We start from the raw sequence: 19,528 nt of genomic DNA, 5'->3' as shown, positions 1-19,528 counted from the left end.
CGCCCGCAGCGGTTTACGCCACCGTTTTACTGAACGCATCCAGCGCCAGCAGGGCGTTGGCAATATCTTCCGGCGACAGGTTAGGATTCAGATTCTTCAGCGTGTCGCCCTCGCTGTTCGCCAGCGCACCGATTTTGACCAGATTTTCCCAGCTCTCATTCTCCAGATGCAGCTCTTTCAGGGTGGTCGGCATCTTAATTGCGCGATAGAAACGGATATAACGCGCAATCTCCTCATCCGGCCGCTGCTCCAGCACCATCTGCGTCAGCGTGCCGTAAGCAACTTTTTCACCGTGCGTCAGGTGATGGATATCGCCATCAATTGCGGTAAAGCCGTTGTGGATGGCGTGAGCCGCGGCCAGACCGCCATTTTCGAAGCCCAGCCCGGAGAGCAGCGTATTCGCTTCGACCACCGCCTCGACCGCTGGCGTTACCCGTTTTTCACTCACCGCCACGTAAGCGCTGTAGCCCCAGGTCAGCAGCGTCTCTTCACAGGCACGGGCGATGGCCAGCCCGGCGAGCGTGGGATCGCCATTAACCATTGATTTGGCGTGCGAGCGCGCCACCGCCTGCGCTTCGACCCAGGTCGCCAGGCCATCGGCGATGCCAGAGGCGAACAGCCGCGCCGGCGCGCTGGCACAGACTGCGGTATCCACCAGCACCAGATCGGGGTTCTTGCTGTAGAAACGGTAACTTTCAAACACGCCGCTGTCCGAGTAGATCACGGAGAGGGCGCTGCAGGGCGCATCGGTTGAGGCGATGGTCGGCACGATCGCTACCGGCTGCTTCAGCTCATCCGCCACCGCTTTAACGGTATCCAGCGTTTTGCCGCCGCCCAACCCAACCACCACATTGCAGCCCTGACTTTTTGCCAGCTGGCTCAGGCGGGTGATCTCATTGCTCGACGCCTCGCCGTTGAACTGCTGCCAGTTGAAGGTCACGCCCGCCTGTTGCAGCGCCTGCTGCGCGCGTTCGCCGATCAATTTCCAGACGACGTCATCTGCGACCAGGAAAGCGTTATCACCCAGTTCGGCCACATAAGGTCCCAGCTCATCCAGCACGCCCGCGCCCTGTACATATTTACGGGGTGAAGAGAAGATAAATTTACTCATAATCACAGCTCCTTAATATGAAGTTAAACCGCCCTTAGCCTGGCACACGCTGACGAACAGGGAGAGTAAGCAGGGTGAGATAATTCGACGGGCCTGTTACGCTAGCAGGACACCCAGACGCTGCTGACCGGCTGTTACCTCCAGGGAGAATGCCATGACCACCACGCTGTTTTCATTTCTGTTTGCCATCACCATACTGACGCTGACGCCAGGTTTTGATACCGCGCTGGTGCTGCGCTCAGCAGTCGCTCAGGGCGCAAAGCGCGCCAGCGTGACGGCACTGGGGATCACGCTCGGTTGTCTGGTCTGGGGTGTCGCGGTGGGATTCGGATTAGGCGCGCTGCTGCTGGCCTCCGAAATGGCCTATAACCTGCTGAAGTGGCTGGGTGCCGGCTGGTTACTCTGGCTGGGGCTGAAGTTGTTGCTGAAGCCCCGCCAGGGAGCCATCGACACGCAACAACCGGCGCTGCAACAGGGCTATCTAACCTGCTTCAGCCGCGGTCTGCTGGGCAATCTGCTGAACCCCAAAGTGGGCATCTTCTATGTGAGTTTTTTGCCGCAGTTTATTCCGGCCGGGGCATCGGTCGCGCTGTGGTGTAGCCTGATGGCGCTGGCACATATGGTTCTGGGGCTGGTGTGGAATGCGGTATTGATTGGCGGCAGCCACTATTTCGCCGGTCATCTGCGTCAGCCACGGGTGCTGAAGGTGATGGATCGTCTGACCGGCTGTGTCTTTATCGGTTTTGCGGCGAAACTGGCGTTGTCTCGCCGCTAAAACTCAGGGTTTGGTGGCGACCAGCACCGCACGCAGCGGCGCGGGATAACCCTCAACGGTTTTGCTGGCGTCGTCAGGATCGAGGAACTCGGCCAGCGATTCGCTGGTCATCCAGTCGGTGCGACGCTGCTCTTCAGTGGTGGTGCGAGCGAAGTCGACGATGCGGACATCGACAAAACCGCTCTTCTCCAGCCAGCTTTTCAGCGCCTCGGCAGAGGGAATAAAGAACACATTGCGCATCTGCGCGTAGCGTTCGCCCGGCACCAGCACCTGATTAACGTCACCCTCAATCACTAAGGTTTCCAGCACCAGTTCGCCGCCGCTCACCAGCTGATTCTTTAACTGCAGCAGGTGATCCAGCGGGGAACGGCGGTGATAGAGCACGCCCATCGAAAAAACGGTATCGAACGCCTGCAGCGCCGGCAGTTGCTCAATCCCCAGCGGCAACAGGTGGGCGCGACGATCGTCATTCAGCAGCTTACGTACCGCTTCGAACTGCACCAGGAACAGCTGCATCGGATCGATACCGACCACCAGATGCGCGCCCGCACCGATCATCCGCCACATGTGATAGCCGCTGCCGCAGCCAACATCCAGCACCGTCCGGCCCGCCAGCGACGAGATATGCGGCAGAACGCGATCCCATTTCCAGTCGGAGCGCCACTCGGTGTTGATGTCGGTGCCGTAGAGCGAGTAAGGCCCTTTGCGCCACGGCATCAGGTTACGCAGCAGTTTCTCAATGCCCTGACGATGACGATCGCTGATGTCGTCGCGGTCAGCGCTGACGCTGTGCAGCAGGTCAAGTTTTTGCGGCTCCAGCAGCGGCAGATACTCCAGCGACTTATACCAGTCGCGGAAGTGTCCATGCAGGTTTTCCCGCTGCCATTCGCTGATTTGCGCCGGCAACACTTCCAGCCACTTCGCCAGCGGACCCACGGCGATTTGCTGATAAAAACGGCCAAAATCGATCATTTCAATGCCACCAGTGATCCAAAGTTAAAGCACTGGAACCAGAGTTCGGCGTGCGAGAAACCGGCCTGTTTCAGGCGGGCTTTGTGCGCTTCCACGCTGTCGGTCAGCATCACATTTTCCAGCATGCTGCGCTTCTGGCTGATCTCCAGTTCGCTGTAGCCGTTGGCACGCTTGAAGTCGTGATGCATGTTAAACAGCAGTTCACCCACTTCGGCGTCTTCAAAGCTGAATTTTTCCGACAGCACCAGCGCACCGCCAGGCTTCAGCCCGTGCCAGATTTTCTCCAGCAGCGCCAGCCGCGCCGGTGGTTCAAGAAACTGCAGCGTGAAGTTGAGCACCACCAGCGAGGCGTTCTCAATCGCAATATCGCGGATATCCGCTTCCAGCACCGTCACCGGCGTGTCAGCGCGAAAGGCATCGATGTGGCGACGGCAGCGCTCGACCATCGCCGGGGAGTTATCCACCGCAATGATCTGGCAGCCGGGCACCTGAATGTTGCGGCGTACCGACAGGGTCGCCGCGCCGAGCGAGCAGCCGAGGTCATAGACCTGGCTGTCGGGGGTCACAAAACGTTCTGCCAGCATGCCAATCATCGAGATGATGTTGGAATAGCCTGGCACCGAGCGCTGAATCATGTCGGGAAAGACTTCAGCAACGCGCTCGTCAAAAGTCCAGTCACCCAGTTTTGCAATGGGCGCTGAGAAGAGTTGATCGCGGTCAGACATATCGAAAATCCGAAGAGACGACGGAAAGGGCGCTATTCTGGCAGAAAGTGGGGCGGGCTGCACCCCTTAACCCGGCAACACTCAGTGTAGCGTCAGCACCAGCTCCCAGGGCAGATAGATCAGGTTGAAAATCACCATGCCGCACAACGAAAACAGCGTCAGCAGCATGCCATATTTCCGGCCCGGCATGGCGCTGTGACGCAGACCCCAGGCGTGCAGCAGGCGGCTGATAAAGAACAGCAGGGCGGTCAGGTGCACCATCCAGATGTCGGCACCGTTCATCTCCATCATCACCAGCAACAGCAGCGCCAGCGGGATGGTTTCGATAGCGTTGCCGTGAATGCGAATCGCCATCTTTAAGTCATGGTAGCCGCCGTCGCCATACGCCACCCGATAGAAGCGGCGGTAACGCACCACGTCCAGCGTAAACTTCATGACCAGCAACGCACCCCACACCACGTATAACGCGCTAACCATTGTGACTCCATCAGCATCAGTAAGGCGGCTATTCTAACCAGCGCGGAGGGCGCTGTCCTGTCCAGTGATTAAAACAGTGATTCCTGTTGTGGCCAGTCGGGACCGCTGCCAATCTGCGGGTCAATCTGTTGCAGTTCGGGCCACAGCGCCTGCACCAGTGGAAATACCTGGCCCATATCCGGGGTATGCAGAAACAGCATCGCGTCGCCCTGTTGCTGCCATTCCGCTAACTTTGCCCGCCAGATCTGAAACAGCGGCACGCTCTCCTCCACGCTGTCGCTGCCGATAAAGCGCACCATCGGCTGCGCGCCGGTGCGCAGGGCATGCGGCGGCACGCGCGGCTTCTGGTTGCGTGCCGCCAGCGCCGCCGGGCTTTGCGATGCTGAGGCGTGGACCGGACGGCTGTCCAGCATCACCCGGTTAACGCCGCGCGCCAGCAAGCCGCGATTCAGCGCCCGCTCGGCTTCACCTTTGGCGAAAAACGCCGCATGACGCACTTCGACACCGTATTCGAAACGCGCGGGCAGGCTGTCGAGAAAGCGCCAGAGATCGTTCAGCTGCGCCGGAGAAAAAGTGGCGGGTAGCTGCAGCCAGTATTGACCGATGCGATCGGCCAGCGGCTCCATCAGCCGCAGAAAATCGGTCAGCAGGTCATCGCTGTGCTGCAGCGCCGCCTGATGGCTGATGGTACTGGGAAATTTAAAGCAGAAGCGAAAGGCATCATGCGTCATCTCACGCCAGCGCAGTACGGTGTCGGGCGCGGGCAGCGCATACAGCGTGGTGTTACCTTCAACACAGTGAAAATAGCGGGCGTAGTCAGCCAGATTCTCAATGCCCCAGCGTTTCCAGTGTGAATGCTGCCACTGTGGCAGGCCAATACGAAGCGTCACGCCCTCTCTCCTGGCTCAGAATGAAGATTTACGATTATCCTCTAAGGTCACGCCCCGGTGCAAACAGGTCAACTGCCGATGAAATCGCCGCTTTGGCGCGGCTCTACTTATCCTGGTTGCCTTTTTCCATTATAATGACCGCCATTTTTGCGACAGCATCGCATCAGGTTACGCGGCCGGATGCTGTCAGCTGCAGCGGCGAAGTTAAAAGGATAGCGTTATGCGTACAGAATATTGCGGACAGCTCAATCTGTCTCATGTGGGTCAGCAAGTCACTCTTTGCGGCTGGGTAAACCGCCGTCGCGATCTGGGAAGCCTGATTTTTATCGATATGCGCGACCGTGAAGGCATCGTGCAGGTGTTCTTTGATCCCGATCGTCAGGACGCGTTTAAGCTGGCTTCTGAACTGCGTAACGAATTTTGTATCCAGATCACCGGTACCGTGCGTGCCCGTGACGATAAGAATAAAAACAGCGAGATGGCGACCGGGGAAGTCGAAGTGTTTGCCCATGCGTTGAACATCATCAACCGTTCTGAGCCGCTGCCGCTGGATGCAAACCAGACCAACAGTGAAGAAGCGCGCCTCAAATACCGCTATCTGGACCTGCGTCGCCCGGAGATGGTGACCCGTCTGAAAACCCGCGCGAAAATCACCAGTTTCGTGCGTCGTTTTATGGATGATGAAGGTTTCCTCGATATTGAAACCCCGATGCTGACCAAAGCGACGCCGGAAGGCGCACGCGACTATCTGGTGCCGAGCCGGGTGCATAAAGGCAAGTTCTATGCGCTGCCGCAATCGCCACAGCTGTTCAAACAGCTGCTGATGATGTCGGGCTTCGATCGCTACTACCAGATCGTTAAATGTTTCCGTGACGAAGATTTGCGTGCTGACCGTCAGCCAGAATTTACTCAGATCGACGTCGAAACCTCCTTCATGACCGCGCCACAGGTGCGTGAAGTGATGGAGCGTTTAATCCGCAATCTGTGGCTGGACGTGCAGGGTGTGGATCTCGGTGAGTTCCCGCAGATGACCTTCGCTGAAGCGATGCATCGCTACGGTTCCGATAAGCCAGATCTGCGCAACCCGATGGAGCTGGTGGACGTCGGCGATCTGCTGAAAAACGTCGAATTCCAGGTCTTCTCTGGCCCGGCCAACGATGCAAAAGGCCGTGTGGCCGCCTTGCGCGTGCCGACCGGTGCGCAACTGAGCCGTAAGCAGATTGATGAATATGGCAAGTTCGTCGAAATTTACGGTGCCAAAGGTCTGGCATGGATGAAAGTTAACGTGCGCGCCGACGGTCTGGAAGGCGTGCAGAGCCCGGTAGCTAAGTTCCTGAATGCGGAGATCGTGGAAGGCATTCTGAGCCGCACTGGCGCTCAGGATGGCGACATCATCTTCTTTGGTGCCGATCGCGCCAAAGTGGTGGCTGACGCGCTGGGCGCGCTGCGTCTGAAAGTGGGCCGCGATCTCAGCATCACCGATGAGAAAGCCTGGGCACCGCTGTGGGTCATCGACTTCCCGATGTTCGAAGAGGACGAAGAGGGCGGCCTGGCGGCGATGCACCATCCGTTCACTGCGCCGAAAGAGATGAGCGCAGAGGAACTGGCTGCCGATCCGACCCGTGCCGTGGCGAATGCCTATGACATGGTGATCAACGGTTATGAAGTGGGTGGCGGTTCCGTACGTATCCACAACGGCAAAATGCAGCAGACGGTGTTCAGCATTCTGGGTATTGAAGAGCATGAGCAGCGTGAGAAGTTTGGCTTCCTGCTGGATGCGCTGAAGTTCGGTACGCCGCCACACGCTGGCCTGGCGTTTGGTCTGGATCGCCTGACCATGCTGCTGACCGGTACCGATAATATTCGTGACGTGATTGCGTTCCCGAAAACCACCGCCGCAGCCTGCCTGATGACCGAAGCCCCAAGCGAAGCGAATCCCGCCTCGCTGCTGGAGCTGGGCATTCAGGTAGTCAAAAAAGAAAAGCCTGAGAATAAATAATGGGCTATAAACACCCGGTTTCGGTGCTGGTGGTCATAATGGCGCGCGACACAGGCCGGGTGTTAATGCTGCAGCGGCAGGACGATCCGGCCTTCTGGCAGTCGGTCACCGGCAGCCTTGAAGCCGGTGAGTCGCCGCTGACGGCCGCGGTGCGTGAAGTGGGCGAAGAGTTGGGCATCGACGTGCTGGCCGAGCGGCTGGAAATGGAAGATTGTCAGCGTCAGATCGACTTTGAAATCTTTCCGCACTATCGCCATCGTTATGCACCCGGCGTCACCCATAATCACGAGCACTGGTTCCGGCTGCGATTGCCAGCAGAGCGTGATATCACGCTGACCGAGCATCTGGCATTTCGCTGGCTGCGACCGGCGGAGGCTGCGGCACTCACCAAGTCCTGGAGTAATCGCCAGGCGATTGAAGAATTTACCTGAATTGCTGCTGCCGCGCATTTTTCCGGCGGCGAATCGATTAAATTTTATGAATCTGGTGAGTTTTAACAGGACTACACCAACCTATTGAACAGTCAGGCGTAATCGGCGCCGCAAGGTTGTTCACCGCCAGCGCAACCTGACCCGCATACTCTGGTATCGGCGTTGCGAGAAGGGCAGCGAACAAGCTCGTAGCCAGGATAGCCTGCACCCTGTAAAAGATCGGAGAAAATTTAAAATGGCAGGACACAGTAAGTGGGCAAACACCAAACACCGTAAGGCGGCGCAGGATGCTAAGCGCGGTAAAATCTTCACCAAGATCATTCGTGAACTGGTGACAGCGGCCAAGCTGGGCGGCGGCGATCCGGGTTCAAACCCGCGTCTGCGTGCAGCAATGGATAAAGCGCTGGCGAACAACATGACCCGCGACACCATGGATCGCGCCATTGCGCGCGGTGTGGGTGGCGATGACAACGCCAACATGGAAACCATCATTTATGAAGGTTACGGTCCAGGCGGCTCCGCCATCATGATCGAATGCCTGAGCGACAACCGTAACCGTACCGTTGGCGAAGTGCGTCATGCCTTCACCAAAACCGGCGGCAATCTTGGCACCGACGGCTCCGTGGCTTACCTGTTTAACAAGAAAGGCGTGATCTCCTATGCGCCAGGTCAGGATGAAGATGCGGTAATGGAAGCGGCACTGGAAGCGGGTGCAGAAGACGTGGTCACCTATGACGACGGCGCAATTGATGTCTTCACTGCCTGGGAAGAGATGGGCACGGTGCGTGATGCACTGGAAGCACACGGCCTGAAAGCGGATACCGCAGAAGTGGCGATGATCCCGACCACCAAAGCCGAAATGGATGCGGAAACCGCTCCCAAACTGCTGCGTCTGATCGACATGCTGGAAGATTGCGACGATGTGCAGGAGGTCTATCACAACGGTGAGATCTCCGACGAGGTGGCGGAAACGCTGTAATGGCGCTGAGCCGCAATCCCTTAACCGGAGAGGCGTAATGTCGATTATTCTGGGTATCGATCCCGGTTCGCGCATCACCGGTTATGGTGTCATTCGTCAGACTGGCCGCCAGCTCACCTACCTGGGCAGCGGCTGTATCCGCACCAACACCACAGAGCTGCCCGCCCGCCTGAAGCTGATTTATGCGGGCGTCTGTGAAATCATCACCCAGTTTTCGCCCGATTACTTCGCCATCGAACAGGTGTTTATGGCGAAGAATGCGGATTCCGCGCTGAAACTGGGACAGGCGCGCGGCGCGGCTATTGTCGCGGCGGTCAACCACGATCTGCCGGTATTCGAGTACGCCGCGCGTCAGGTGAAACAGACGGTGGTCGGCATCGGCAGCGCCGAGAAAAGCCAGGTGCAGCACATGGTGCGAACCCTGCTGAAACTGCCGGCCAACCCGCAGGCGGATGCCGCCGATGCGCTGGCCATCGCGATTACCCATTGCCATGTGTCGCAGAATGCCGCGCGGATGAGCGACAGCAAGCTGGTGCTGACCCGCGGGCGTTTACGATCGGGTTAAGCGCACTGTCGCAGCGCTCCCCCGCAGGCTGGATATTCATCCAGCCTTTTTTATGTTATAAAATCCGCCACATTCGTTAGTTAAGGAAGTATTCAGGTGATAGGTCGTTTACGGGGCAATATTCTGGAGAAGCAGCCGCCGCTGGTGCTGCTTGAGGCGCACGGCGTAGGCTATGAAGTCCATATGCCCATGACCTGTTTCTATGAGTTACCTGAACTGAATCATGAAGCGGTGATTTTTACCCACTTCGTGGTGCGCGAAGATGCGCAGCTGCTGTTTGGCTTCAACAGCAAACAGGAGCGAGCGCTGTTTCGTGAGTTGATTAAGGTGAATGGCGTCGGCCCGAAACTGGCGTTAGCGATCCTCTCCGGCATGTCGGCGCAGCAGTTTGTCACCGCGGTCGAGAAAGAGGAGATCGCCTCGCTGGTGAAACTGCCGGGCGTGGGCAAGAAGACCGCTGAGCGTCTGGTGGTTGAGATGAAGGACCGCTTTAAAGGGATGCATGGCGATCTGTTTGGCGGTGATTCTGCCTTTACGCTGACCACGCCGAACGCGGAACCGGAAACCAATGATGCGGAAGCCGAAGCGGTTGCAGCGCTGGTGTCGCTGGGTTATAAACCGCAGGAAGCCAGTCGTATGATCAGTAAAGTCGGTCGACCGGATGCGGATTGCGAAACCCTGATCCGCGAAGCGCTACGCGCCGCCATTTGAGGTAAGTCATGATAGAAGCCGACCGCCTGGTCTCTGCTGTAAGCGTTAACGAAGAAGAGAGTCTCGATCGCGCCATTCGCCCGAAGATGCTGACCGAGTATGTGGGTCAGCCGCAGGTGCGTGAGCAGATGGAGATTTTCATCAAGGCAGCCCAGCTGCGCGGCGATGCGCTGGATCATCTGCTGATCTTTGGTCCGCCGGGGCTCGGGAAAACCACCCTGGCGAACATCGTCGCCAATGAGATGGGCGTGAACCTGCGCACCACCTCCGGTCCGGTGCTGGAGAAAGCGGGCGACCTGGCGGCGATGCTGACTAACCTTGAACCGCACGACGTGCTGTTTATTGATGAGATCCATCGTCTGTCACCGGTGGTAGAGGAAGTGCTCTATCCGGCGATGGAAGATTATCAGCTGGACATCATGATTGGTGAAGGCCCGGCGGCCCGCTCGATTAAGCTCGATCTGCCACCCTTTACCCTGATTGGTGCCACCACTCGCGCCGGTTCGCTCACCTCCCCGTTACGCGATCGCTTTGGCATTGTGCAGCGGCTGGAGTTCTATCAGGTGAAAGATCTGCAGCATATCGTCGGCCGCAGTGCCGCCTGTCTGGGGCTGGCGCTGAGTGAAGAAGGGGCGTTAGAGATTGCCCGTCGCGCCCGCGGAACGCCGCGTATCGCCAACCGTCTGCTGCGTCGGGTACGTGACTTCGCCGAAGTGCGCGCTAACGGTGAGCTGAGCGGTGAGGTTTCCTCCAGCGCCCTTGATATGCTGAACGTCGACAGTGAAGGGTTCGATTACATGGACCGCAAGCTGCTGCTGGCGATTATTGATAAGTTCATGGGCGGACCGGTCGGGCTGGATAACCTGGCGGCGGCCATTGGCGAAGAGCGTGAAACCATTGAAGATGTGATCGAGCCGTTTTTGATCCAGCAGGGGTTCATTCAGCGCACACCGCGCGGCCGGATGGCCACGCAGCATGCGTATCGTCATTTCGGTATCACCCGCGAAGTCTGATCAGACCGCCGGTTTACGCACCATGCTGAAGATAAACAGGATGGCGGCGCACAACACCACCGACGGACCGGCGGGCGTGTCATAAAAGGCCGAGAAGGTCAGGCCGCCGGTAACGGCGAGCACGCCGATAACCACCGCCACGCCAGCCATCCCTTCGGGGGAACGGACAAAACGACGTGCGGTGGCGGCCGGGATGATCAGCAGTGACGTAATGATCAGCGCACCCACGAACTTCATCGCCACCCCAATCGTCAGCGCGGTGACCAGCATCAGAATCAACCGGGTTCGCTGAATATTGACGCCATCCACCTGTGCCAGCTCCGGGCTGATGGTCATCGACAGCAGCGAACGCCACTGCCACGCCATCACCAGTAACACCACCACCACGCCGCCACCCATCATCCAGAGATCGTCCGGCGTGACCGCCAGCAAATCGCCAAACAGATAGGCCATCAGGTCAACCCGCACGTTCTTCATCAGGCTGACCACCACCAGACCCAGCGACAGCGCGCTGTGCGCCATGATGCCGAGCAGCGTATCGATCGCCAGATGCGGACGTCGCTCCAGCCAGACCAGGCCCAGCGCCAGACAGACCGTCACCAGGATCACGGCGTAATAGGGGTTAACGTTGAACAGCAGGCCAAAGGCGACGCCGAGCAGTGAGGCATGGGCCAGCGTATCGCCGAAGTAGGACATTTTGCGCCAGACTACAAACGACCCCAGCGGGCCTGCAGCCAGCGCTAACATCACGCCGCCTATCCAGCCCGGTAGTAACAACTCAATCATGATGAACCCTGTCCTTTGCGTAAAACAATGCGTCCCTGAAGGTCGTGACGGTGATTATGGTGGTGACGGTAAATCGCCAGCTGCTGCGCGCCGCGAGGACCAAACATGGCGATAAATTCGGGATGTTGCGACACCGCTTCCGGCGTACCGGAACAGCAGATGTGGTGATTAAGGCACAGCACCTCATCGGTTTTGGCCATCACCAGATGCAGATCGTGAGAAACCATCAGCACGCCGCAGTTCAGTTCATGGCGTAGCTGATCGATCAGATCGTACAGCGCCACCTGACCGTTAACATCCACGCCCTGGGTCGGCTCATCCAGCACCAGCAGCTGCGGCTGGTTGAGCAGGGCGCGCGCCAGCAATACCCGCTGGGTTTCACCGCCGGAGAGTTTTTGCAAAGGCGCATTGAGCAGATGACCCGCCTGGACGCGTTTAAGCGCCGGTAGAATCTCCGCGCTTTTACTGCCGCGCGATAAACGCATAAAGCGTTCTACCGTCACCGGCAGCGTTGGATCGATGTGCAGTTTTTGCGGCACATAACCGATGCGCAGCCCAGCATCACGCCGGAGCGTACCGCTGGTCGGGGCTAATAATCCCAGCACCACGCGCACCAGTGTCGACTTTCCCGCGCCGTTGGGACCCAGCAACGTCAGAATACGGCCCGGCTGCAGCGCCAGGCTGACGCCAGACAACACCGTGCGCTGGTCAAATTTGATCGAAACGTTTTCGAGGCTAACAAGTGAGGTCATAGTATTTACAGGTTGCACAGAATTTCGAATGTTATAATATCACATCCCATCACCCGGTCACGATGGAATGACGCATAATGTTACATATTAAAAAAGGTGCACTTTTCGCCTTAACTGCTTTCTCCGCAACAGCTTCTTTTACCTTTCCTGCTCACGCCAATGTTGTGGCTTCACTGAAACCGGTCGGATTTATCGCGGCGGCCATTGCTGATGGCGTGACCCCGGTCGATGTTCTGCTGCCGGACGGGGCCTCGGAGCACGATTATGCCCTGCGCCCATCTGATGCAAAACGCTTAAAAAACGCGGACTTAGTTGTTTGGGTCGGGCCGGAAATGGAAGCCTTTATGGCGAAGTCTGTGGCTGAACTGCCGGCTAAAAAAAATCTGTCGATGGCCGATATCAGTGGGGTGAAACCGCTATTGATTAGCGGTGGTGAAGATGAAGATGAACACACAGCGGAAAAATCCGAAGCCGCAGAGGCCGATGCCCATCACCATCATCACGGCGAGTTTAATATGCACCTCTGGTTGTCGCCGGAGATAGCGCGGAAAACCGCGGTTGCAATCCATGAAAAATTATTGGAACTTATGCCGCAAGATAAAGCCAAACTTGACGCCAACCTCCAGCAGTTTGAGGTAACTTTGGCGGACACGGACAAACGCGTTAACGCACAACTCGCGCCGGTCAGAAATAAAGGATATTTCGTTTTTCACGACGCTTACACGTACTTTGAAAAACACTACGGTCTCTCGCCCACCGGGCATTTTACCGTCAATCCTGAGATTCAACCGGGCGCTCAGCGTTTACACCAGATACGAACACAGTTGGTTGAGCAAAAGGCGGTCTGCGTCTTTGCTGAGCCACAATTCAGGCCAGCAGTCATCGATGCTGTCGCCCGCGGAACGCAGGTGCGTAAAGGTACGCTCGATCCGCTGGGAACAGACATCAGCTTAGCTAAAGATAGCTACGTGAAATTCCTCTCACAGCTGTCGAGCCAGTATGCAAGCTGCCTGAATGGAGCATGAGGAATAGGTAAAAGTGCAGCAGATAGCCCGCTCTGTCGCCCTCGCATTTAATAATTTGCCGCGCCCCCACCGCGTTATGCTGGGTTCTTTAACTGTTGTGACACTGGCCGTCGCCGTCTGGCGGCCTTACGTCTATCACCCCACCGATGATGTGACGCCTATCGTCAAAACCATCGAGCTGGATAAAAACGAACTTCGTACGCTGCTGCCGGAAGCCAGTGAGCCGATTGATCAAAGCACACCGGAGCCGGACGAAGAGCTGCCTGCAGACGACGTCGATACCGGCGTGCCTGACACCCCAGGCGTTCATGAATACACGGTCTCCTCCGGCGATACGCTGAGCAGTGCGCTGAATCAGTATGGCATCGACATTGGCGACATCAATTCGCTGGTGGTCAGCGACCGTGATTTACGCAACCTGCAGGTCGGGCAGCAGCTGAGCTGGACCCTGGCCGACGATGGCAGCCTGAAAACCCTGAGCTGGGAGATCTCCCGCCGCGAAACCCGTACCTATGAGCGCACCCCAAAAGGTGGCTTTAAAATGGACGCGGAATTGCAGAAGGGCGAGTGGCGCAACAGCGTGCTGCAGGGCGAAGTGCGCGGCAGTTTTGCCGCCAGTGCCCAGCGCGCCGGGTTAAGCCGTGCCGAAGCCAGCGGCGTGATTAAAGCGATGCAATGGCAGATGGATTTCCGCAAGCTGCGGGCCGGCGATCAGTTCAGCGTGTTAATGTCACGTGAAATGCTCGACGGCAAAAGCGCCCAGAGCCAGCTGCTGGGCGTACGCCTGCGCAGCGGAGGTAAAGATTACTACGCCTTCCGTGCTGAAGATGGCAAATTCTACGATCGCAACGGCTCCGGCCTGGCGCGCGGCTTCATGCGCTTCCCGACCGTGAAGCAGTATCGCGTCTCCTCTAACTTCAACCCGCGCCGTCTCAACCCGGTGACCGGACGCATCGCGCCGCATAAAGGCGTCGACTTTGCGCTGCCGATCGGCACGCCGGTGCTGGCAGTGGGCGACGGGGAGATCGTAGTGGCGAAGAACGGCGGGGCCGCCGGTAACTACGTGGCGATCCGTCACGGTCGTCAGTATATGACGCGTTACATGCACATGAAGAAAGTGCTGGTGAAGCCGGGACAAAAAGTGAAGCGCGGCGATCGCATCGGGCTGTCAGGCAACACCGGCCGCTCAACCGGGCCGCATCTGCACTTTGAAATCTGGATTAACAACCAGGCAGTCAACCCGTTAACGGCGAAGCTGCCGCGGATGGAAGGCCTGACCGGCAAAGATCGCAGCCAGTATATGGCGCAGGTGAAATCCTGGCTGCCGCAGCTGGGGCTGAAATAAGCGAATTTCGCCAAATCGCGCAGAAACCGACGGCAATCCCGTCGGTTTTTTTCTATCTGGCGCACGATGATTGCAAATTTGCCCGTCGTCACTATCATTAGCCGGTCATTGCTTGAGGCGAGTGCATGGAAACCCGAAAAAAAAATAACGCTGAATTTATTCCTGTTTTTGAACGTTCATTTCTCAAACCTAAATACTGGGGAAGCTGGCTGGCGATTGCTGGACTGGCCGGTATGGCGATGTTACCGCCCAAAGTGCGCGATCCGCTGCTGGGTCGTTTAGGCCGCTTTGCCGGCAAGCTGGCGAAAGGCGCACGTCGTCGTGCCCTGATCAATCTCTACTATTGCCTGCCGGAACTGAGTGAGACCCAGCGTGCCGCGCTGGTTGACGAGATGTTCGCCACGGCACCGCAGGCGATGGCAATGATGACCGAGTTAGTGCTGCGCGATCCGGCCCGTATTCGCGAGCGCGTAGAGTGGCATGGCCGTGAGATTATCGATCAGGTGCAGGCTGAGCAGCAGAACGTCATTTTTCTGGTGCCACACGGCTGGGCAGTAGATATCCCCGCGATGCTGCTGGCATCGGAAGGGCAGAAAATGGCTGCGATGTTCCATAACCAAAGCGATCCGCTGCTCGACTATGCCTGGAACACCGCGCGTCGCCGTTATGGCGGCCGGTTACATGCCCGCAATGACGGTATCAAACCCTTTATCAGTTCCATCCGTCAGGGCTACTTTGGCTACTATCTGCCCGATCAGGATCATGGCCCGGAGCACAGCGAGTTCGTGGACTTTTTCGCCACCTATAAAGCGACGCTGCCGGCACTGGGCCGTTTGATGAAGCTGTGCCGCGCCCGCGTGGTACCGCTGTTCCCGGTCTATAACAGCGACACGCATAAGCTGGAAATCTATGTGCGGCCACCGATGGACGATCTGCTGGAAGCGGATGACCATCAGCTGGCGCGCCGGATGAATGAAGAAGTCGAAATTTTCGTGCGCCCGCATCCGGAACAGTATACCTGGATACTGAAGCTGCTGAAAACGCGCAAAGGCGACGATATCGAACCCTATTCGCGCAAAGAACTCTACCCGCGCAAATAGCAAAAAGGCCGCGCAAGCGGCCTTTTTCTTACAGTGCTTCCAGCTTACTGCGCCGTTTGCGTTCCCGCATAAATACAATCACCAGACCAAACCACAGCACACCGCTGATAAAGTTAATCAGACAGAACCACAGCGTGCCGCCACTGAAGTAGCCACTTTTCGCCAGTTCAATGCCGATAGCCAGCGTCAGAATGCTGATCATTCCCAGCATCGCCGCCACGCTGCCTTTGCCTTCATCGCTGGCGTAAAGCGTCAGGCGATAGAGTCCGGCGTTGACCATGCCCGCGCCAAAGGCGTACAGGCTGAGCCCGGCGGTAATCAGCAGATAGCCGTGACTGTTCATCAGGCTCGCCACCAGCGCCAGGCTCAGCCCGATAAGGATCGGCCAGGCGGCAAACTTCACCGGCTGCTCAATCGGCACCCGTCCAGCCAGCTTACTCAGCGTCAGGTTACCGGCGATCATCGCCAGGAAGACCGGTAGCTGCAGCAACGCATACTGCATACGCGACAGCCCTTCGTCATGCATCAGGATCACCGGCGACAGCGCCACCCAGGTGAGGATCGGGATAAATACCAGGCCGATAGCGAACGATCCCGTCATCACCAGCCGATCTTTCATCAGACGACCGTAGTTGCGCGCCAGATTCGGCAGCGCAATCGAATGAGTGCGATCGCCGGCGGTTTCCGGCATCACTCGCCACAGCACCACAAAGGCCAGCAGGCTACAGGCAGCGAACAGCCAGAACATGCTGCGCCAGCTGCCGACGGTGAGCCAGGCGGCGCCCGCCAGCGGACCGGCCAGCGGGGCCAGCAGCGCGACGTTGGCCATCAGCGCCATCATTCGTACCGCCAGCGCTTCATCAAACGCCTCCTGAATTGCGGCATAGCCGACCGCACCGATAAAGCACAGGCTGATCCCCTGCACAAAGCGCAGGCTGACAAACTCTTCGATAGAGCTGACCCAGTTAGTCAGCAGACAGGCGGCAGCAAAAAACAGGATACCGAACAGCATGACCGGACGGCGGCCAAACTTATCGGAGAGCGGGCCCAGCAGCCATTGCAGCACCACGCCGCCAATCAGGTAGGCGGTCAGCGAGGTAGAGACCCATTCCGGGCCGACGTTAAATTCTGCCGTGACGATCAGCATACCCGGCTGGATCATGTCATGGGCAATGTAGGTAGCAAATTCGAATAACACTAATGCCAGAGGAAATAACAATACCCGGCCGGTGAGCTGGCTGATGGGGTGAAAACGGGCCATCTGGCCTCCTTGTCAGAAAAGAAAACGCGACTGGCAGGCAGTCGCGTCTTTTATTCTACACTGGCAATCTCAACCCGGTGTCAATTAATCCACGCGCAGCACGCGAGTGGTATTGGTGGTGCCGGTGGCGCCCATGACGTCGCCCTGAGTAACAATCACCAGGTCGCCTGAGACCAGGAAGCCTTTATCACGCAGCAGGTTAACCGCATCGTGCGCGGCCGCCACACCGTCGTTGTTGCTGTCAAAGAACACCGGCGTCACACCGCGATAGAGCGCGGTCAGGTTCAGGGTGCGCTCATGACGTGACATGGCGAAAATCGGCAGGCCGGAGGTGATACGGGAGGTCATCAGCGGCGTACGGCCCGATTCCGTCATAGTGATGATGGCGGTTACACCCTGCAGGTGGTTAGCGGCATACATCGACGACATCGCAATCGCTTCTTCTACGTTGTCGAACTGCACATCCAGACGGTGCTTCGAGACGTTAACGCTGGGGATCTTCTCTGCGCCAAGGCAGACTTTAGCCATCGCCGAGACGGTTTCTGCCGGATACTGACCGGCGGCGGTTTCAGCCGACAGCATCACGGCATCGGTTCCGTCCAGCACGGCGTTGGCCACGTCCATGACTTCTGCACGGGTCGGCATTGGGTTGGTAATCATCGACTCCATCATCTGAGTGGCGGTGATGATGGTACGGTTGAGCTGGCGGGCGCGACGGATTAAGGCTTTCTGAATCCCGACCAGTTCCGGATCGCCAATTTCCACGCCGAGATCGCCACGCGCGACCATCACCACATCAGAGGCGAGAATAATGTCATCCATCGCTTCCTGACTGGCCACCGCTTCGGCACGTTCTACTTTCGCCACCAGTTTGGCATCGCAACCCGCTTCACGGGCCAGACGACGCGCATAGTTCATGTCTTCGCCACAGCGTGGGAACGAGACCGCCAGATAGTCGACCTTGATTTTCGCCGCGGTGATGATGTCTGCTTTGTCTTTTTCAGTCAGCGCTTCAGCCGACAGGCCGCCGCCGAGCTTGTTAATCCCTTTATTGTTCGACAGCGGGCCACCGACGGTCACTTCGGTGAACACTTTCATCTCCTGCACTTCCAGCACTTTGAGCTGCACGCGACCATCATCCAGCAGCAGGATGTCGCCAGGCACGACGTCGGCTGGCAGACCTTTATAGTCGATACCAACGCGCTCTTTGTCGCCTTCGCCTTTACCCAGGCTGGCATCCAGCAGGAAACGATCGCCGATGTTGAGGAAAACTTTGCCTTCTTTAAAGGTAGAAACGCGAATTTTTGGACCCTGCAGGTCACCGAGGATCGCGACATGGCGACCCAGTTTTGCCGCAATCTCGCGCACTTTATCTGCACGTAGCTGGTGATCTTCTGGCGTGCCGTGGGAGAAGTTGAGTCGAACAACGTTAGCGCCAGCCGCGATGATTTTTTCGAGGTTATTATCACGATCGGTAGCCGGGCCGAGGGTTGTTACGATCTTGGTTCTTCTGAGACGTCTTGACATGAAGGACTCCGTTAACAAATAAGCCGGTCCTGATCTCCGGACGCGGCATGGTTAGCTATTCTATATGATCGATGGGTTGTGATACGACTCACATTGTAAATGTGATGTTAATTATTTTGTTGTGTATCTTGTTCCCGAATGGCGTGCTTTTCGTAACGCGACGCTTTCAGCGCCTGTTTAACGCGCTTGAGGTTTTCCCGGAAAGGCGTTCCGCGTTCCAGAGTGAAACCGGTCGCCAACACATCGATCACGGTCAACTGCGCCAGGCGCGACACCATCGGTAGATAGACATCAGTATCTTCCGGTACATCAAGCACTAAAGCCAGCGCGGCTTCGTCGGCAAGGGGCGAGTCGGGAGAGGTGATGGCAATAACGGTGGAACCGTTTACACGGGCCAGGCGAGCCAGTTCTACCATATTTTTTGTGCGGCCAGTATGTGAAATGAGAACAAAAACGTCACCGGCTCGACTATTTATACAACTCATGCGCTGGATCACAATATCGTCCGACCAGAAGACCGGCAAATCAAAGCGCAGAAATTTTGTGAAGGCGTCATGCGCCACCACCGCTGAAGCGCCCAGACCAAAAAAAGCGAGTTTATCCGCCCCGGTCAGCAGCGTGACTGCCTGCTGCAGACGCGCGGCGTCCAGCTGGTTGCGGACCTGTTGCAGGCCAGCCAGCGCCGAATCAAAAATTTTATGGCTGTAGTTTTCCACATCGTCATGCTGCTCTACGCCACGGCTGACCCAGCTGCTGCCTTTCACCAGGCTTTGCGCCAGCTGCAGTTTGAAGTCCGGAAAACCGCGCGCGCCTAACCGATGGCAAAAACGGTTGACCGTGGGTTCGCTGACGCCCGCTGCGCGCGCCAGCGTGGCAATGCTGGAGTGCATCGCAGCCTGCGGCGCTGCCAGAATCTGCCCGGCCACTTTCTGTTCCGCTTTACTCAACGCAGCCTGCTGCGCCTCAATCTTTTCCAGCATATTCATAAGTGGATGACCATTATCACTTTTATCGATTTCAATTATTGCTGTCGCTGGCAGCCATTAACAGAGACTATATCGCGTTAGCGCGGGTCGGGCGCAAG

Annotated in this window: 20 protein-coding genes; 10 read left to right on the top strand and 10 right to left on the bottom strand. The window is 57.5% G+C overall.

Going from position 1 to position 19,528, the window contains the following annotated elements; all coding sequences use genetic code 11:
• Positions 1-13: 13 nt before the first annotated feature.
• On the bottom strand, positions 14-1,111 hold the full coding sequence (locus tag WFK59_RS07195; protein ID WP_233987930.1) for a glycerol dehydrogenase: 1,098 nt from the start codon (positions 1,109-1,111) through the stop codon (positions 14-16).
• A 154-nt stretch (positions 1,112-1,265) separates the two neighbouring features.
• On the opposite strand from WFK59_RS07195, the gene WFK59_RS07190 reads away from it, so the two are divergent.
• Complete coding sequence (locus tag WFK59_RS07190) at positions 1,266-1,886, top strand: LysE family translocator (protein ID WP_336755448.1); 621 nt, start codon at positions 1,266-1,268, stop codon at positions 1,884-1,886.
• A gap of 3 nt (positions 1,887-1,889) precedes the next feature.
• On the opposite strand, the gene cmoB is transcribed toward WFK59_RS07190, so the two are convergent.
• The 4 genes from cmoB to WFK59_RS07170 form a co-directional block, all read right to left on the bottom strand.
• The gene (gene cmoB / locus WFK59_RS07185) at positions 1,890-2,858 is read right to left on the bottom strand and encodes a tRNA 5-methoxyuridine(34)/uridine 5-oxyacetic acid(34) synthase CmoB (protein ID WP_233987932.1); all 969 of its coding nucleotides are present in this window, start codon (positions 2,856-2,858) and stop codon (positions 1,890-1,892) included.
• Complete coding sequence (gene cmoA, locus WFK59_RS07180) at positions 2,855-3,583, bottom strand: carboxy-S-adenosyl-L-methionine synthase CmoA (protein WP_031376660.1); 729 nt, start codon at positions 3,581-3,583, stop codon at positions 2,855-2,857. Before cmoA ends, cmoB begins: the two co-directional genes overlap by 4 nt.
• Positions 3,584-3,664: 81 nt before the next feature.
• Entirely contained in the window at positions 3,665-4,060 is a 396-nt protein-coding gene (locus tag WFK59_RS07175; RefSeq protein WP_094120003.1) for an MAPEG family protein, read from the bottom strand.
• Between the two features lie 68 nt (positions 4,061-4,128).
• A complete protein-coding gene (locus tag WFK59_RS07170; RefSeq protein ID WP_233987933.1) occupies positions 4,129-4,950 on the bottom strand; it encodes a DUF72 domain-containing protein in 822 nt (273 codons plus the stop codon).
• A 220-nt stretch (positions 4,951-5,170) separates the two neighbouring features.
• Here WFK59_RS07170 and aspS point away from each other — a divergent pair, with 220 nt between their 5' ends.
• The 6 genes from aspS (at position 5,171) to ruvB (ending at position 10,648) form a co-directional block, all read left to right on the top strand.
• The gene (gene aspS / locus WFK59_RS07165) at positions 5,171-6,949 is read left to right on the top strand and encodes an aspartate--tRNA ligase (RefSeq protein ID WP_336755445.1); all 1,779 of its coding nucleotides are present in this window, start codon (positions 5,171-5,173) and stop codon (positions 6,947-6,949) included.
• On the top strand, positions 6,949-7,380 hold the full coding sequence (gene nudB / locus WFK59_RS07160; protein ID WP_233987935.1) for a dihydroneopterin triphosphate diphosphatase: 432 nt from the start codon (positions 6,949-6,951) through the stop codon (positions 7,378-7,380). The genes aspS and nudB overlap by 1 nt, the downstream gene beginning before the upstream one ends.
• A 235-nt stretch (positions 7,381-7,615) precedes the next feature.
• On the top strand, positions 7,616-8,359 hold the full coding sequence (locus WFK59_RS07155; protein WP_233987936.1) for a YebC/PmpR family DNA-binding transcriptional regulator: 744 nt from the start codon (positions 7,616-7,618) through the stop codon (positions 8,357-8,359).
• Between the two features lie 37 nt (positions 8,360-8,396).
• Positions 8,397-8,924 carry a crossover junction endodeoxyribonuclease RuvC gene (ruvC, locus tag WFK59_RS07150; RefSeq protein ID WP_031377446.1) on the top strand — a complete coding sequence of 176 codons (528 nt, stop codon included), beginning with the start codon at positions 8,397-8,399 and terminating at the stop codon, positions 8,922-8,924.
• Between the two features lie 96 nt (positions 8,925-9,020).
• The gene (gene ruvA / locus WFK59_RS07145; protein ID WP_031377445.1) at positions 9,021-9,635 is read left to right on the top strand and encodes a Holliday junction branch migration protein RuvA; all 615 of its coding nucleotides are present in this window, start codon (positions 9,021-9,023) and stop codon (positions 9,633-9,635) included.
• Between the two features lie 8 nt (positions 9,636-9,643).
• Positions 9,644-10,648: a Holliday junction branch migration DNA helicase RuvB gene (gene ruvB / locus WFK59_RS07140; RefSeq protein WP_233987937.1), complete on the top strand. Its 1,005-nt coding sequence runs from the start codon at positions 9,644-9,646 to the stop codon at positions 10,646-10,648.
• On the opposite strand, the gene znuB is transcribed toward ruvB, so the two are convergent.
• Together znuB and znuC are read right to left on the bottom strand one after the other, a co-directional pair.
• Positions 10,649-11,434 (bottom strand): zinc ABC transporter permease subunit ZnuB, encoded by a 786-nt coding sequence (gene znuB, locus WFK59_RS07135; protein WP_336755441.1) that lies wholly within the window; start codon positions 11,432-11,434, stop codon positions 10,649-10,651. It abuts the gene before it with no gap.
• Positions 11,431-12,186 carry a zinc ABC transporter ATP-binding protein ZnuC gene (gene znuC / locus WFK59_RS07130; protein WP_336755439.1) on the bottom strand — a complete coding sequence of 252 codons (756 nt, stop codon included), beginning with the start codon at positions 12,184-12,186 and terminating at the stop codon, positions 11,431-11,433. The genes znuB and znuC overlap by 4 nt, the downstream gene beginning before the upstream one ends.
• Positions 12,187-12,263: 77 nt before the next feature.
• Here znuC and znuA point away from each other — a divergent pair, with 77 nt between their 5' ends.
• The 3 genes from znuA to lpxM all read left to right on the top strand — a co-directional run bounded on the left by znuA (position 12,264) and on the right by lpxM (position 15,656).
• Entirely contained in the window at positions 12,264-13,211 is a 948-nt protein-coding gene (gene znuA / locus WFK59_RS07125) for a zinc ABC transporter substrate-binding protein ZnuA (RefSeq protein ID WP_336755437.1), read from the top strand.
• 13 nt (positions 13,212-13,224) lie between these two features.
• Positions 13,225-14,556 (top strand): murein DD-endopeptidase MepM, encoded by a 1,332-nt coding sequence (gene mepM / locus WFK59_RS07120; RefSeq protein ID WP_233987941.1) that lies wholly within the window; start codon positions 13,225-13,227, stop codon positions 14,554-14,556.
• 125 nt (positions 14,557-14,681) lie between these two features.
• Positions 14,682-15,656, top strand: a complete 975-nt coding sequence (lpxM, locus tag WFK59_RS07115) for a lauroyl-Kdo(2)-lipid IV(A) myristoyltransferase (protein WP_336755435.1) — start codon at positions 14,682-14,684, stop codon at positions 15,654-15,656.
• Between the two features lie 28 nt (positions 15,657-15,684).
• Here the strand turns inward: lpxM and WFK59_RS07110 are convergent, their stop codons facing one another.
• From WFK59_RS07110 to WFK59_RS07100, 3 genes are all read right to left on the bottom strand, one after another.
• Positions 15,685-16,917, bottom strand: coding sequence for an MFS transporter (locus WFK59_RS07110; RefSeq protein ID WP_233987943.1), 1,233 nt, complete (start codon positions 16,915-16,917; stop codon positions 15,685-15,687).
• Positions 16,918-17,001: 84 nt separating this feature from the next.
• Positions 17,002-18,444, bottom strand: a complete 1,443-nt coding sequence (gene pyk, locus WFK59_RS07105; RefSeq protein ID WP_233987944.1) for a pyruvate kinase — start codon at positions 18,442-18,444, stop codon at positions 17,002-17,004.
• A 107-nt stretch (positions 18,445-18,551) separates the two neighbouring features.
• Positions 18,552-19,430: a MurR/RpiR family transcriptional regulator gene (locus tag WFK59_RS07100; RefSeq protein WP_336755433.1), complete on the bottom strand. Its 879-nt coding sequence runs from the start codon at positions 19,428-19,430 to the stop codon at positions 18,552-18,554.
• Positions 19,431-19,528: the final 98 nt, after the last annotated feature.

This window comes from Pantoea sp. USHLN298 (assembly GCF_037149395.1).
Classification (GTDB): domain Bacteria; phylum Pseudomonadota; class Gammaproteobacteria; order Enterobacterales; family Enterobacteriaceae; genus Pantoea; species Pantoea astica.
This window is presented reverse-complemented; position numbering and strand designations above follow the sequence as displayed.